The organism is Heliomicrobium modesticaldum Ice1 (assembly GCF_000019165.1).
Taxonomy (GTDB): Bacteria; Bacillota; Desulfitobacteriia; order Heliobacteriales; family Heliobacteriaceae; genus Heliomicrobium; species Heliomicrobium modesticaldum.
Genome location: NC_010337.2, coordinates 146,893 through 163,204, shown reverse-complemented (window position 1 = coordinate 163,204; position 16,312 = coordinate 146,893). Strand labels below are relative to the sequence as shown.

The 16,312-nt window shown below is 53.5% G+C and carries 7 protein-coding genes; all 7 read left to right on the top strand.

Annotated features, from left to right (window positions below; translation table 11 throughout):
• The first annotated feature begins 476 nt into the window (after positions 1-476).
• The 7 genes from ltrA to HM1_RS00645 all read left to right on the top strand — a co-directional run bounded on the left by ltrA (position 477) and on the right by HM1_RS00645 (position 16,264).
• The gene (ltrA, locus tag HM1_RS00680) at positions 477-1,625 is read left to right on the top strand and encodes a group II intron reverse transcriptase/maturase (protein ID WP_012281314.1); all 1,149 of its coding nucleotides are present in this window, start codon (positions 477-479) and stop codon (positions 1,623-1,625) included.
• Positions 1,622-1,894 (top strand): group II intron maturase-specific domain-containing protein, encoded by a 273-nt coding sequence (locus HM1_RS16490; protein ID WP_335324169.1) that lies wholly within the window; start codon positions 1,622-1,624, stop codon positions 1,892-1,894. The genes ltrA and HM1_RS16490 overlap by 4 nt, the downstream gene beginning before the upstream one ends.
• A 357-nt stretch (positions 1,895-2,251) precedes the next feature.
• The gene (locus HM1_RS14255) at positions 2,252-8,950 is read left to right on the top strand and encodes an immunoglobulin domain-containing protein (RefSeq protein WP_049753992.1); all 6,699 of its coding nucleotides are present in this window, start codon (positions 2,252-2,254) and stop codon (positions 8,948-8,950) included.
• A gap of 113 nt (positions 8,951-9,063) precedes the next feature.
• Positions 9,064-10,152, top strand: coding sequence for a hypothetical protein (locus HM1_RS00665; protein ID WP_012281312.1), 1,089 nt, complete (start codon positions 9,064-9,066; stop codon positions 10,150-10,152).
• Positions 10,107-11,093, top strand: coding sequence for a tail fiber protein (locus HM1_RS16485; protein WP_049753990.1), 987 nt, complete (start codon positions 10,107-10,109; stop codon positions 11,091-11,093). The genes HM1_RS00665 and HM1_RS16485 overlap by 46 nt, the downstream gene beginning before the upstream one ends.
• 113 nt (positions 11,094-11,206) lie before the next feature.
• Positions 11,207-15,541 carry an S-layer homology domain-containing protein gene (locus HM1_RS14245; protein ID WP_236995053.1) on the top strand — a complete coding sequence of 1,445 codons (4,335 nt, stop codon included), beginning with the start codon at positions 11,207-11,209 and terminating at the stop codon, positions 15,539-15,541.
• A gap of 36 nt (positions 15,542-15,577) precedes the next feature.
• A complete protein-coding gene (locus tag HM1_RS00645) occupies positions 15,578-16,264 on the top strand; it encodes a response regulator (RefSeq protein WP_012281309.1) in 687 nt (228 codons plus the stop codon).
• Positions 16,265-16,312 lie beyond the last annotated feature (48 nt).

Here is a 16,312-nt window from a genome sequence, read left to right as displayed (position 1 = left end):
GTGCTTGGTATCAGATGTCTTATATGGCAGGGACTCGGACGCGGACCACGACAGGCGGTCTGCGTTTTTTATGTGCGCCCAGCATGGGCGCAATCTAACGGGTGAAAGTCCCGAGTGCGGGTTGATAGTGCCAAGCACATAGCCAAGAGCAAGGGTGTCCATCGTGAGGTGGAATCTGAAGGAAGCTGGCGGCAAACTTCTGGTCTGACGAACAGGAACTACATCAGGCATATGTATGCTGGGTGAGATTGCATAACAAATCAAAGCCCTAAACTATCCGGAAGCATACGGTGTAAATGTGGCAGATATATGGAAGGAAAGATTGCGTTCTTACCTGGGGAGGTCTCACGGACGTGTGGAAACAGAGTATGAAACACGGTTGAAATAAGATTTGCCGTGAGGAGTCAGCAGAGGTCATAGTACTCTGTGTAGTCGACGACACGGAGGAAGGACTGAACTTTAGGAGGTGAAAGTAAATGAATGTTACTGAGAATGGAATGAAATACAGACAACCTCTAAAAGAGGGCTATCTGCAGAGAGTACCTGCGGAACAGGAAGGGAATGCAGAAGTGTATGCTCCATCAAGGATAACTGAAAACAACATCACCGACACAGACTCGTTGACAGGGGGATTGCTAGAGAAAATACTGGATAGAGACAACATGAACAAGGCATTCAAGAAAGTGAAATCCAATAAGGGAGCTTGCGGAATCGATGGGATGGGAGTGGAGGAACTTCTACGATATCTCAAAGAGAACGGACAGCAACTAACTCAAGCAATCCAGGAAGGTAAATATCGTCCGAATCCTGTAAGAAGGGTAGAAATACCCAAAGAAGAAAAGGGAAAGGTAAGAAGACTTGGAATTCCGACAGTAGTGGACAGAGTAGTACAACAAGCGATAACGCAAGTACTATCACCAATATTTGAGAGACAGTTTTCGGATAGTAGTTTTGGATTTCGCCCAAAGCGTAGTGCACACGACGCCATTCGAAGATGTCAGAAGCATGTAGATGAAGGCTACAAATATGTAGTGGACATGGATTTGGAGAAATACTTTGATACAGTCAATCAAAGTAAACTGATTGAAGTTTTATCAAGAACCATAAAAGACGGAAGAGTAATTTCACTTATACATAAGTTTCTACGAGCCGGAGTCGTAATAGGGCACAAATTCGAGGGAACAGAAGTTGGAGTGCCACAGGGCGGACCACTAAGTCCGCTATTAAGTAACATCATGCTGAATGAACTAGATAAGGAACTGGAACGCAGAGGACACAGATTTGTGAGATATGCAGATGACATGGTCATTCTCTGCAAGAGCAAAAAGAGCGCAAAGCGGACACTGGAAAACATTCTTCCATACATAGAAGGGAAGTTATTCCTTAAAGTGAATAGGGAGAAAACAGAGGTTGGACATATTAGTAAAGTTAAGTTTCTTGGGTACACTTTCTATAGACACAAAGGACAAACGAGGGTGAGAATCCACCCTAAAGCTGTTGCAAAGATGAAAACAAGAATTAAAGAACTGACAGCGAGAAGCAATGGAATGGGAAATGAACAGCGAATCTTCAACTTAAGAAAGTATATCATGGATGGATTAACTACTTCAAACTGGCTGATATGAAACAACTGCTTAAAGACACGGATGAGTGGATGAGGCGAAGAATTCGCATGATTTACTGGAAACAATGGAAGAAGGTCAAAACAAAATACCGAGAACTCAAAAGACTAGGAACCAACGAGAGCAAGGCTTGGGAATTCGCAAATACAAGAAAAGGCTATTGGAGAATATCCAACAGCCCAATTCTAAATCAATCACTTAACAACCAAACTTTAAAGAAGTTAGGTTTCTTATTCTTTTCTGATTATTATCAACAAGTGTGTGTAAACTAGAGAACCGCCGTATACCGGACGGTATGTACGGTGGTGTGAGAGGTCGGGAAAATTATTTAATTTTCCCTCCTACTCGATTGCCTAAAGCGACATTTTTACCTAAATTTCCACATAATTATAAAAAAATTTCATTCTTTACCTTCCCTAAAGGTAAAAAGGGATTGAGACTAAAGGTTGCTCTGCTATAATATTTGAACAAAAAGTATGGCTGAAAAATGCATTATGATTTCATTCATAAATATAGAAGCAGTCATATATTCCGGCATTTATTGTCTGAATTAATTGGTTTACAGATGTGCTGTTTTGGTGGAGGATTTTTCATAAACTTTTCTTTTTACAAAGGAGGCTCAGTAAATCATGAGAAAATGCGTGGGAATTCTTATAATTGTAATGATATTAGGTGTATACCTGGTATATTCTTCATCTGAAGCTTATGCCGCTACTCAGATAATTTCGCAGGAATTTCAGTCGATGCCGAGCTTTAGCAGCCAATTCAGCTCTCCCTCCGAAAGTGCAGCTACCTGGAATACAGCTCCGGGCGGTAATGCAGGCAAGTTCAATAATCAGCTGCAGGTAATTGCCAACGGGCCGGTTGTAACCGCCAGGACATTATCATACCCCCTTTATCCGTGGAAAAATTATAGTTCCTCTATTGATATAAAATTACCGTCTGATTATACCATGAATTATCGGGTGATTGTTGCGTACAGTTTTGGAAATTATAATGCGGAAGATTTTGTAAACGACCAGTCGAACTGGACGATTATCAAGGAATTCTCATCAACCGGAGAGAAAGGAAATAACAATACTTGGACCAGTTATGAAAAATTCATGTCAAGCTTTGACTCAAATAAAATTAATTTTGTTTTCTATGTTGAATCCAGCGGTAGCGGATTGACAGTGGGATTTGACAATCTCAGGATTATGGATTATGGTGCACAAATTCTAATCGACTCTCAACCGCAGGATTTAACAGTTACAGAGGGAAAAACAGCTACATTTACTGTAGAGGCAAGAGGAGTAGACTTAAGATACCAATGGAAAAAGGATGGCGTTGAACTGAATACAGGTGATGGATATGTCACTTTACCAAATATACCAACATTGACTATCAATAATGTCAAGAAATCGCACGAAGGCAGCTACACTGTAATGATAACGAGTAACCTATATGGCGGTAGTGTTACCAGTAATGCCGCCACATTGACGGTAAATCCGAATAATCCGCCCGCAGCGAAAGATCCGGTGCCAACCCAAAGCGTTACTGAAGGAAGCACAGCCGCTTTTAACGCAGCCGACATCGCTGAGGATGTGGACAATGACCCGCTGACCATCACGGCCATTGTGACAGGTCCGGATTCCGCAAAGGCGACGGCAAGCCTTGACAGCGGCACCGTAACGCTCACCGGCGTGGCGGTGGGCAGCACCTCGCTTGTTGTCACAGTCAGCGACGGGACGGATACAGCAGATGTAACCGTACCGGTTTCCGTCACGGCAGCTCCTGTAGCTCCGACCATCATCACTCAACCATCCAGCCAAACGGTGACCGCGGGACAGACAGCTTTCTTCACGGTAACAGCGTCAGGAACTGAACCTTTGAGCTACCAGTGGAAGAAGGACGACAATAACCTTTCTGACGGCGGCAATATCAGCGGAGCCACCACGGACACATTGACCATCAACAACGCCCAGGTGGCGGACGCTGGAAATTACACTGTAGTGGTAACCAATGCAGCGGGCAGTGTGACCAGCGATGAAGCAACGCTAACTGTAAATGCCACACCAGCATACAGTGCGCCGGTTTTGGATACAGATGGATTCCCGATGCTCAATTCAATTGATGAAGATGATTATTCTTCAAACGGAAATACAATTGCACAAATTGTTACGGATGGCTCGATTACCTGCTTTGATGGCTCAACGGCTGAAAATATAGCTGTTACATCGGTAGATAACACCAACGGTAAATGGCAGTACTCAATAAACGGAGGCATTACATGGCTGGATGTCAGTGATGTAACAGGAAGAGTTATAGATCTTAGCGCCAATTCCCTTCTACTGGACGAAAATGCCCGCCTTCGTTTTGTGCCCAATGCCAATTGGAATGGAACATCCACCTTTACATACAGGGCATGGCAGAATAATGCGGCAGGCTTGCAGCTGGATGGCGTTGATGATTATGTGGCTGTATCTGGTTTGGGTACTTATCCCGCCATTACGATAGAAAGTTGGATACGTATAGATAGCTTTTCAGACGGCTTTAATGTTATCATGAATGGCAATAACTGGGAAATACCTGGCTTGCTGCACAGCCAGTTCCTCAAGGGAAACCCGACACAGCTGGAAATTGCAGTATATGGTTCGCCGACACCGTACGTCCGATTTGATTACGACTTCAATCAGATTGTCGGCAGATGGACCCATATTGCCGTTACAATTAACAAAGCTACTGGAAATTACAAGCTTTATGTGGACGGCGTATATAAAGAGACAAAGTATCGTAACTTGGCAAATATCCCCGGCATTAATGTAAGCAGTTTCAGTTTAGGCGCATGGAACAACAGCGGGACAATGCAGCGTTTCAGCAGAGGAATCTTCAGCGATTTTCGCTTGTGGAGCGTGGAGCGCAGCGAAGCCGAATTGGCGGCCAACATGGCTAACGGTTCTTTAACGGGAAATGAAAGCGGACTTATAGGCTACTGGAAGTTTAATGAAGGGAATGGGACGGTTGTGGCAGATAGCGGGCCTGGAAGCCACAACGGAATTATTCACGGCGGAGCTGCATGGATCAGTTCTTCCGGCCAGACAGCCAATACCACTGTCAACGGAGGATCGACGTATTTTAGTGAAGCTGAGGAAACAGCAAACATTGCCGTAAATGCCGTAAATGATGCTCCGTCTCAGCCTGGCGCATTTACAACGCCATCATTGGGGCAGTCCTTTGTAAGTGGAAGCAATATAAATGTTGCTTGGGGAGAAGCAACAGATATAGAAGGAGACATTATAACATACACAGTTGACTTTTGGGATGGGAATATCTGGATAACGAATGTATATTCAGGAACTAATACATCGTTCGCTTTCAGCGATACCGGTGGAATTAATACATCATCGGCAAGGTTCAGAGTAAAAGCCAGTGATGCAGAAGTATCCTCGAGTTACAGCGAAAGTGATGAATTTAATATCGTAAACACCTACACAGTAACCTTCAAGAACTGGGACGGAAGTGAACTTAAGACAGAGGTAGTAGAGCATGGCAGCAGAGCGACAGCACCAGAAGAGCCGACAAGAGAAGGATATCACTTCACCGGCTGGGATGTTGACTTTAGTAATATAACTTCCGACCTGACGGTGACTGCAACTTTTGCGATAAATGAATACACGCTGACCTATATAGCAGGAGAACACGGAAGCATTAGCGGGGACGCAACCCAGACTGTAAGCCATGGAGGTAACGGAACTGCTGTAACTGCTGTACCGGATACAGGTTATCACTTCGTCAGGTGGAGCGATGATGTGACCACCGCTACCAGGACAGATAAGGATGTCACAGGTAACATTACAGTAACAGCTATCTTTGAAATAAACGAATACGAATTTACACCGCCGTCCATAACAGCACAGCCGGTCAGTCAGACAGTAACTGCGGGACAGACAGTCACCTTCACTGTAACAGCGGCAGGAGATGCACCTTTAAGTTACCAATGGAAGAAGAATGGCAATAGTTTGATCGACGAAGGTAATATCAGCGGAGCTGCCACATCCACATTGACCATTAACAGTGCACAAGCTTACGACGCAGGCAGCTACACCTGCTATGTAAGCAATGCCGCGGGCAGCGCAACCAGCAATGCGGCAACTTTGACGGTGAATACGGCGCCTCCTGCGAACAACCCGCCAACGGCGAAAAATCCGGTGCCAACCCAAAGCGTGACGGCGGGCGGCACGGCCACCTTCACCGCTTCCGATATCGCGGAAGATACGGACAATGACCCGCTGACCATCACGGCTATTGTAACAGGCCCGGACACAGCAAAGGCAACGGCAAGCCTTAATAGCGGCACTGTTACCCTCACCGGTGTGGCGGCGGGCGACACATCGGTTGTGGTCACGGTCTACGACGGGACGGATACAGCAGATGTAACCGTACCGGTTTCCGTCACGGCAGCGCCGCCCACCCTGGTAACCTCCATCACCGTAAGAGGGGCAGGCGACGCGACAACAGTGGTGAACGGCGGTACCCTGCAAATGACAGCGGAAGTATTGCCTGTTGATGCCACGGATAAGACCGTGACCTGGAGCGTGTATTCCGGAACGGGCACAGCCGGCATAAACGCTTCCACCGGATTGCTGACGGGCACCGGAGAAGGCACGGTGACGGTAAGGGCGACAGCCAACGACGGCTCCGGGGTATACGGCGAGGCAACCATCACCGTCACGGCGGCGCCGCTGCCGGTCATGGGCGGCAGTGTAACCATCAGCGGCAATGCCAAATACGGCGAAACACTGACAGCGGATACATCAGGCATCACCTATACCCCGGACACCAGCGATGACGTGCCAACCTACCAGTGGAAACGCGGCGGAGCGGATATCCCGGGGGCCACAGCCTCAACCTACACATTGGCGCAGGCCGACATCGGCCAGACCATCACCGTGACTGTCACCGCCGATGGCATCCACGCTACGAGCAGCGTCACCAGTGCTCCGACGGCTGTTGTGGACAAAGCCGACGGGCCGGCGGCCCCGGGAGCACCTTCGCTGGCAAGCAAAACCCACAACAGCGTCACCCTGGCAGCCAACGCAGCCTACGAATTCAGGGTAAACGGAGGCCTGTGGCAGGACAGCAATATATTCACGGGTCTATCACCGGAAACCTCATACACCTTTACCGCCAGGGTCAAAGAAACCGCCACCCACAAGGCATCGTCCGAGAGCGCGGGGCTGACCGTATCGACGGATGCAGCACCGGCCCAGCCTGACACCACTCCGCCGGCCGTGGCGGACGGAACCATCACTGCCGGCAGCCTCACCCATAACCGAGTCACTTTGAGCTGGAGCAAGGCGACGGACGATGTGAGCCCCCAGGGCGCTCTGCGGTATCGGGTCTATTATTCGGATTCAGACAATATAGCATCAGTAACAGACGCGGTATATAACGGCACAGCAGCAGGAGATTACGCAACAGATATCGGCACAAAAGAAATTACCGGCTTGAATAGCAATACCACCTACTACTTTAACGTCATCGTTATGGACGAAGCCGGGAACAAAACCGCTTACACCATGACATCAGTAACCACCGCGGCCGCGCCGCCCGTGAACACCGCGCCGAAGCGCAAATCCGGCGTACCGGCAACAGCGACGGCCGTCGTGACCGTGAACAACGCCTACACCCTTGATCTGTCCACCATATTCGAGGATGCCGACGGCGACAATCTGACCTACAAGGTATCGGTGAACGGCGCCGCGGCGGTTGCGGCAAACAAAGATTATTCATACACGCCGGCTGCTGTAGGTATAACCACCCTGGTATTCACAGCCAACGATGGGACAACGGATTCCTTAGACACGTACACCGTAACCCTGACGGCCGGTGCCGCTGTAACCTGCACCGTCACTTTCGACTCCCAGGGCGGCAGTGCGGTAGCAAGCATTACCGGCGTTGCACCGGGCTCCGTCATAACCGCGCCGTCCGCGCCGACACGGACTGGCTATACCTTCGGCGGCTGGTATAAGGAAGCGTCCTGCGTCAACGCCTGGAACTTCAGCGTTGACACGGTAACGGCGAATATAACCCTCTATGCCAAATGGATATATAATGGCGGCGGAGGCGGCGGAGGCGGCAGCGGCAGCAGTAGCAGCACTCCTGCCACCCCAACATACAAGGCCACCGTATCCGGGAGCAACATATCAGAAACCAAACTGCCCGTCAGTGTCAATACAAATACGGACAGTGCGGCAACAGACCTTGGTACACTGGCCAAAGATATCTTTGCCGGCGCGGGGACGGCAGTCCTCACAGTACCCTCCATTCCCGGCGTGAACTCCTATACCGTAGGAATACCCGCCGCTTCCCTGTCAGGATCACAAGGGGAATGCGTACTGACCTTCTCCACCGGCGCGGGCAGCGTCACCCTCCCGTCCGGCATGCTGGCGGGAATTCCGGGAACGGAAGAATCGAGCGCAGGTATCACCATCGGCCAAGGTGACAAGTCCGGCCTGCCGGAGGAAGTAAAAGCAGCCGTCGGCGACCGGCCTATTGTCCAGCTCACCCTGACCCTGGACGGCAAGCAGACCGAATGGAACAACCCAAGCGCGCCGGTGACGGTAAGCATCCCCTATACGCCGACGGCGGCGGAGCTGGAAAACCCCGAGCATATCGTGGTCTGGTACATCGACGGCAGCGGCAGCGTGGTTTCGGTGCCCAACGGGCGCTACGACCCGGATACAGGCACCGTGACATTCACCACCACCCACTTCAGCTATTATGCCGTAAGCTACAAGCAGGTGAGCTTCAAGGACGTGGCAAAGGATGCGTGGTACTCAAAAGCGGTTTCCTTCATCGCCGCCAGGGAGATCACTACCGGCACGGGAGGCGGCAATTTCAGCCCCGAAGCGAAGCTGACCAGGGGGCAGTTCATCGTTATGCTGCTGAAGGCGTACGGCATAACCCCCGATGCAAACCCGCAGGACAATTTCGCGGACGCGGGCAGCACCTGGTATACCGGCTACCTGGCTGCGGCCAGGAGGCTTAAAATATCCGCGGGCGTGGGCGGCAACGTGTTCGCCCCCGAAAAGGAAATCACCCGCCAGGAAATGTTCACTTTGCTGTACAACGCGCTGAAAGTAATCGGCCATCTGCCCCGGGGCGATTCGGGTAAGACGCTCTCAGACTTCAGCGACGCGGACGACGTCGCCCTCTGGGCGAAAGAGGCAATGAAGCTGCTGATGGAAACCGGCACCATCGGCGGCAGCGGCGGCAAACTTTTGCCTCAGGACACCACCACCAGGGCGCAGATGGCCCAGGTACTGTACAGTTTGCTGACAAAATAGACCAGGTGGCAAGCTGCAAGGGATAAAAGCCTTGCAGCTTGCAATCCCGGTACTCATATACCGGGGCCGAGGCAAATACGTATTAGTAAACTTTATTATAAGGAGGCATTAAAATGTGCGCTATGACCATAAGGGTTATAAATAACTCGAACCATGACTTTCAATGCATCGGCAGTTGGGGAGACAGCATCAGCTGCAATTCAGGCGCCCTTATTCCCGGGGGAGAAAAAGGGAAAAGGATAGTGGAAATTGGAACAATTGATTTGCCTAAAGCGGGGCTTCGATCCGGCAACTGGGGCTGGTGGTATGTCCAGGACGTTGTCAATAAGGCTACCATTGAGTTTTTTGCCTTTGCCGATCCATGGTCGCACAACGGCGACCGGGTCAGCGCCGGCCTGCGCGCCAACAACAGCCATAATATAGATCGGGTTACTCCCAATCCCCTCCCGGGATACTTTGACACAGCAAAGGACAATGACTCCTTTACCTTGATCATCCAATCCCAATGGACTGATAACCCGCCTGACTATATTTTCAACTTTGGGCACTATGGCTGCAAATACGCACCGGTACTTGACAAATGGCAGTGGGCGGCCCATGCCTATGTGAAGGTTGTGAGCTTTGACGGGAGCCGTACTGTGAATTTCGACTGCTATGGTGGCACTTATCCCGATGATCCTTCAAATGATTGGGTTTATCCTTCGCTGTCCTTCACGGCCACCGAAGACCAGCTCCTGCTGGCCCGGGCCATATGCAGCTTCGAAATCGATGAAAGCAGGACGGACTATGGGAGAAAGCCGTGTGTATCAACGTTAACGCCGAGCGGCAAACTTCGTCTCGGCGATTGCTGCGGCATCATTTACCTTCATTCCGGCGTTTGCCACCAGATGGCCAACCGCATCTGCGCCGCCGTCACAAATCTGGACGCCGGGGACATGGCCGACATGGCCTTATATAATGATACAAAAGGGCTCTGGGGAACTTACGGAAAACTGAATAATCCGGGGCCGGGCGTTGTATGGGACCGGATATTTAACGCCTATTCCGATCAAATGACGCTCACCGACAAGCAGTTGAAAGCGCTGGGGGTCTGCCCGGATGCCAAAGATGAGGCCGTCAGGCTGTTATACGGCTCATGGGAGGACTACCTGAGAGAATGCAGGAATTTGGTTGCTCAGTACAAAAACAAGAAAAAGCCCTGACATTTCCGGAGGTGTTGAACATGCATAAGCCAATTCTCAAAATCCTAATCATCATCTTTTTACTAATTTCGGTCATGCTCTGCCCATTTTCGGCCCGGGCCGACGCCGGATCAATCCCCTTTCTGGGGGAGATCCGCTTGTTTGCCTTTGACTTCGCGCCCAACGACGGCGTCTGGGTGCCCGCCGACGGCCAGACTTTGCAGATTACCCAGTATGACTATTTGTTTGGTCTGATCGGTACCGCTTACGGCGGCGACGGGATGAACACCTTCGCCGTCCCCAACCTCAACGGCGCAGGCAGCGCCAATCCCTGGGGAGCCGGCAAAGGCCGTTACTTCATAGCGGCCTACGGTGTTTACCCGGATTCCGGTACTGATACAATGGCTACGATCAACCCATACCTGGGCGAAATCCGCCTCTTTATGTTTTCTCCGGCGACGCCCGTTCCCAAGGGCTGGCGTGTATGCAACGGTGATGCGCTGCCGGTGTCCGGGAACGCAGCTTTATATTCTTTATTAGGCACGGAGTACGGCGGCGACACCACCAACTTCGCCCTGCCCGATTTGCGCGGCCTTGAGCCCGTTCCCGGCAGCCGCTACTGCATTTGTACGCAAGGATATTATCCTAGTTCTGATGGAAAGAATATGTATGCCCTTCCTACCGTGTACACGGGTGAGATCCGCCTTTTTGCCACATCAGCGAGCAACACAGCATGTACTCCGCCGGCGGGCTGGCTGCGCTGTGACGGGCAATCCCTCTCCGCATCCGCTTACCCGAGGCTGTCCTCTTTGATGGGCACGATGTACGGCGGCAGTGGCAGCACCTTCAATCTGCCGAATCTTAATGGCGGTACCAATCCCGCCAACCCCTGGGGCGGGACGGATTGGGGATTGTATTGCATCGTGGCGGATGAGCAGTACTCAATCCTTCCGAATCCATGATCAGAAGGACGTAAAGCTTGAAAGGGGGTTGTGTCATGGAAATAACTCATAAATTTGGAATAGCCGGGATTGCCGGTCGCCTTGCGGCAGTGGCAGTTATTGTTTTGGTATTGATGCTGGGAATTGCACAGACGGCCCATGCCGCCGGCAAATTAATTCCCATATCGCCTGTCGGCGTATCAGCCAGTAGCTTTATGGCGCCTTACGGGCCGGAACGGGCGGTGGACGGCAGCACCGCTCCGGCCAGCCGCTGGGTCTGCGCCAAAGCTTACGGTGTAACCAACCAGTGGCTGCAGGTGGATCTGGGCAGCAGTTACCGGATTGACAATATCGAAGTGATAGGCATGTCCTCCGCGGGGTGGAGCACTGCCTATAATATTCAGCATTACCAGGTGCAGGCAAGCCCGGATGGAACAAGCTTTTTTAATATCTCCATCCCTTATACCACGCGCTATGTCCGGGTTCGGGTGGACACCGGAAACGGACTGAACAATAAATGGGCTGCCATCACCGAACTGAAGATTTACGGGACGACCGATCCGACCGTAACCACCAATGCCGCTCCGGCCTCGGTGGGGGCAACCTCCGCCGTCGCCGGCGGAAACGTCACCTCACTGGGAAACGACACCACCGTGGAACGGGGAATCGTCTACTCCACCAACCCCGCCAATCTTACGCTGGCCTCCGGCACAGCTGTGTCTGCGGGAAGCACCGGCTCCACCGGCCCGTTTACAGCGACGCTCAGCGGTCTGCAGGCGAACACCACTTACTATTACAAAGCATACGTCACCAATGCTTTCGGGACCGCTTACGGCGGCGCCTGCAGCTTTACCACCGGAAATCCGCCGGTGCTGGCGGTCAATACCGGACTAAGCGTCAATAAGAACAGCCAGGCTGTGACCATCACCGATACCATGCTTAGGGCCACCGACCCCGAACAGGGGGCGGCTTCCCTGACCTTTGCCGTGGGAACGGCGCCTGCCAGGGGAACTTTGAAGAAAAACGGGAATGCAGTCGCCGCAGGCGGGACCTTCACCCAGGCCGATATCGACAACAGCCTGATTACCTATACACCGAACACCAATGCAACCGGCGCTGACAGCTTCAGCTTTACCGTCTCCGACGGGACCGCCGGGGGGAGCGCAGGGGGGAGCTTTGCCATCAATATCATTGAACCGCCGGCTGCAATCGACATTGCTGCTATTCCGGGAGTAACCGCCCCGGCAAGGGGGGCAACACCCGTAACCGCGATAACCGAAACGGCACAATATACGGGAACCGTAAGCTGGTCACCGGCCGACAACCCGTTCAGGGGCGGCACGGTCTACACGGCCACCATAACCCTGACGCCAAAGACAGGATACACCTTGACAGGCGTGGCTGCAAACTTCTTTACCGTAGCCGGAGCCACATCGGTAAGCAACGCGGCTGGTTCGGGCGTGGTGACCGCCGTATTCCCGGCCACCGAAGCGGATCCGCCGTCAAATAGCCCGCCAGCGGCGAAAAATCCGGTGCCGACTCAAAGCGTGACCGCGGGCGGCACGGCCACCTTCACCGCTTCCGATATCGCGGAAGATACGAACAATGACCCGCTGACCATCACGGCTATTGTAACAGGCCCGGACACAGCAAAGGCAACGGCAAGCCTTGACAGCGGCACTGTTACCCTCACCGGCGTGGCGGCGGGCGACACATCGGTTGTGGTCACGGTCTACGACGGGACGGATACAGCAGATGTAACCGTACCGGTTTCGGTAACGGCGGCGCCGCCCACCCTGGTAACCTCCATCACCGTAAGAGGGGCAGGTGACGCGGCAACAGTAGTGAACGGCGGTACCCTGCAAATGACAGCGGAAGTATTGCCTGTTGATGCCACGGATAAAACCGTGACCTGGAGCGTGTATTCCGGAACGGGCACAGCCGGCATAAACGCTTCCACCGGATTGCTGACGGGCACCGGAGAAGGCACGGTGACGGTAAGGGCGACGGCTAACGACGGCTCCGGGGTATACGGCGAGGCAACCATCACCGTCACGGCGGCGCCGCTGCCGGTCATGGGCGGCAGTGTAACCATCAGCGGCAGTGCCAAATACGGCGAAACACTGACAGCGGTAACATCAGGTATAACCTATACACCGAATACTACCGAGGATGTACCCACCTACCGGTGGAAGCGCGGCGGAGCGGATATCCCGGGGGCCACAGCCTCAACCTACACATTGGCGCAGGCCGACATCGGCCAGACCATCACCGTGACCGTCACCGCCGATGGCGTTCATGCCACAGGCAGCGTCACCAGCGATCCGACGGCTGTTGTGGACAAAGCCGACGGGCCGGCGGCCCCGGGAGCACCTTCGCTGGCAAGCAAGACGCACGACAGCGTTACGCTGACCACCAGTGCAGCCTGCGAATTCAGGGTAAACGGAGGCCCGTGGCAGGACAGCAATGTATTCACGGGACTGGATCCGGAAACCGAATACACCTTCACGGCCAGGGTCAAGGAAACGGCCACCCACAAGGCATCGGCCGAGAGCGCGGGGCTGACCGTCACGACGGATGCGGAACCGGCCCAGCCCGACACCACTCCGCCGGTCGTGGCGGACGGAACCATCACTGCCGGCAGCCTCACCCATAACCGAGTCACTTTGAGCTGGAGCAAGGCGACGGACGATGTGAGCCCCCAGAGCGCTCTGCGGTATCGGGTCTATTATTCGGATTCAGACAATATAGCATCGGTAACAGACGCGGTATATAACGGCACAGCAGTCGGAGATTACGCAACAGATACAGACACAAAAGAAATTACCGGCTTGAATAGCAATACCACCTACTACTTTAACGTTATCGTTATGGACGAAGCAGGGAACAAAACCGCTTACACCATGACATCAGTAACCACCGCGGCTGCGCCCCCCGTGAACACTGCGCCGAAGCGCAAATCCGGCGTGCCCGCGACCGCAACGGCCAGCGTGACCGTGAACAGCGCCTACACCATTGATCTGTCCACCATATTCGAGGATGCCGACGGCGACAATCTGACCTACAAGGTATCGGTGAACGGCGTAGCGTATGCTGGGGCAGATAAAGATTACTCCTACACGCCAAATGCTGTAGGCACAACCCCACTGGTATTCAAAGCCAATGACGGTACGGCGGACTCCGCCGACACCTACACGGTTACCCTGACGGCTTCCAGTGCCGGTGGCGGAGGCGGAGGTGGCAGTGGCGGAGGCGGCAGTGCTATCACCGGCAGCACTCCTGCCATGCCAACATACAAGGCCACCGTTTCCGGGACCAACATATCAGAAACCAAAATGCCCGTCAGTGTCAATACAAATATGGGCAGTGCGGCAACAGACCTTGGTGCACTGGCCAAAGATATCTTTGCCGGCACGGGGACGGCAGTCCTCACAGTGCCCTCGATTCCCGGCGTGAACTCCTATACCGTAGGAATACCCGCCGCTTCCCTGTCCGGCTCACAGGGCGAAGGCGCCCTGACCTTCTCCACCGGCGAGGGCAGCATCACCATGCCGTCCGGCATGCTGGCTGGAATACCGGGAACGGAAGAAAAAACAGCGGGCATCACCATCGCACAGGGCGACAAAACCGGCCTGCCGGAGGAAGTAAAAGCAGCAATCGGCGACCGGCCCATTGTCCAGCTTACCCTGACGCTGGATGGCAAGCAGACAAACTGGAGTAACCCCGACGCGCCGGTGACGGTAAGCATCCCCTATAAGCCGACAGCGGCGGAGCTGGCCAATCCCGAGCATATCGTCGTCTGGTACATCGACGGCAGCGGCAATGTGGTCTCAGTGCCCAACGGGCGCTACAACCCGGATACAGGCACCGTGACATTCACCACCACCCACTTCAGCTATTATGCCGTAAGCTACAAGCAGGTGAGCTTCAAGGACGTGGCAAAGGATGCGTGGTACTCAAAAGCGGTTTCCTTCATCGCCGCCAGGGAGATCACTACCGGCACGGGAGGCGGCAATTTCAGCCCCGAAGCGAAGCTGACCAGGGGGCAGTTCATCGTTATGCTGCTGAAGGCGTACGGCATAACCCCCGATGCAAACCCGCAGGACAATTTCGCGGACGCGGGCAGCACCTGGTATACCGGCTACCTGGCTGCGGCCAAGCGAACCGGCATATCCGCGGGCGTGGGCGGCAACATGTTCGCCCCTGAAAAGGAAATTACCCGCCAGGAGATGTTCGCTTTGCTGTACAATGCGCTGAAGGTAATAGGACGGCTGCCTGAAGGCGACGATTCCGGCAAAAGGCTTTCCGATTTCAGTGACACAGGCGAAATCGCCCCCTGGGCAAAGGACGCTATGAAGCTGCTGGTGGAAACCGGAACAGTAAGCGGCAGCGGCGGCAAACTCTTGCCTAAGGACACCACCACCAGGGCGCAGATGGCCCAGGTACTGTATAACTTGCTCTCAAAATAAAAGGACACATGCAGCAAGGAACTAAAGCTTGGCAATATGCAGATCCGGCACTCATATGCCGGATCTGCGGCAAAGGCAAATACTGAGGATAAGGTTAAGGAACTGCCTGAAACAGAGCTTTATCAACATGAGGCCGCGGCAGCCATCCGCAGGCTGGAGGCCGGGAAAAACAGGCATACCCCCATTATCGCCGTCACCGCCGGCGCTACCCCTGAGGAAAAGGAAAGGAGCCTTGCCGCCGGCATGGACGATTACATAATAAAGCCCGTCCTGCTGGACGCCCTGTCCGGGACGCTGGCGCGCTGGCTGCCGGGCGCCGTGAAAAACGGGCGGCAGGTTTTGGGGGACGCTTTCGCCGAAACCGCCGCCGCAAGCCAGGATATTCTCCCCTCCTTTGTGCCGGAGGAAAAAAAGGCGGAGCTTCTGCAAACGGTGGGCGCGGACCCGGCGCTTCTGTCCCGGGTGCTGGCCGCCTTCCTTAGGGATATGCCGGAAAAGCTTGCCGCGCTGGAAGCCGCCCTGAAGGAAAAAGACGCCCCCCGTGCCCGGCTGCTCTCCCACGGGATGAAATCAAGCGGGCAGTTTGTCGGAGCCGCCTCCTTCGCCGCCCTGTGCGGGGAGATGGAGGAAAAGGCCGTAGCCGGCGCCCTTGATGGGGCCGGGGAGCTGGCGGAAAAAATCCGCCGGGAACTTGTGAAAATTCAAAAAGAACTGGCACAGTAGCATCAAACGCAGGCTTAAGCAAACAGCCTGTGTTTTTTATTGCCCTCA

Excerpts from the sequence above, each read along its gene's own strand:
- ltrA (WP_012281314.1), top strand. The coding sequence starts at position 477 with ATGAATGTTACTGAGAATGGAATGAAATACAGACAACCTCTAAAAGAG.
- HM1_RS16490 (WP_335324169.1), top strand. The coding sequence starts at position 1,622 with ATGAAACAACTGCTTAAAGACACGGATGAGTGGATGAGGCGAAGAATT.
- HM1_RS14255 (WP_049753992.1), top strand. The coding sequence starts at position 2,252 with ATGAGAAAATGCGTGGGAATTCTTATAATTGTAATGATATTAGGTGTA.
- HM1_RS00665 (WP_012281312.1), top strand. The coding sequence starts at position 9,064 with ATGTGCGCTATGACCATAAGGGTTATAAATAACTCGAACCATGACTTT.
- HM1_RS16485 (WP_049753990.1), top strand. The coding sequence starts at position 10,107 with ATGCAGGAATTTGGTTGCTCAGTACAAAAACAAGAAAAAGCCCTGACA.
- HM1_RS14245 (WP_236995053.1), top strand. The coding sequence starts at position 11,207 with ATGCTGGGAATTGCACAGACGGCCCATGCCGCCGGCAAATTAATTCCC.
- HM1_RS00645 (WP_012281309.1), top strand. The coding sequence starts at position 15,578 with ATGCAGATCCGGCACTCATATGCCGGATCTGCGGCAAAGGCAAATACT.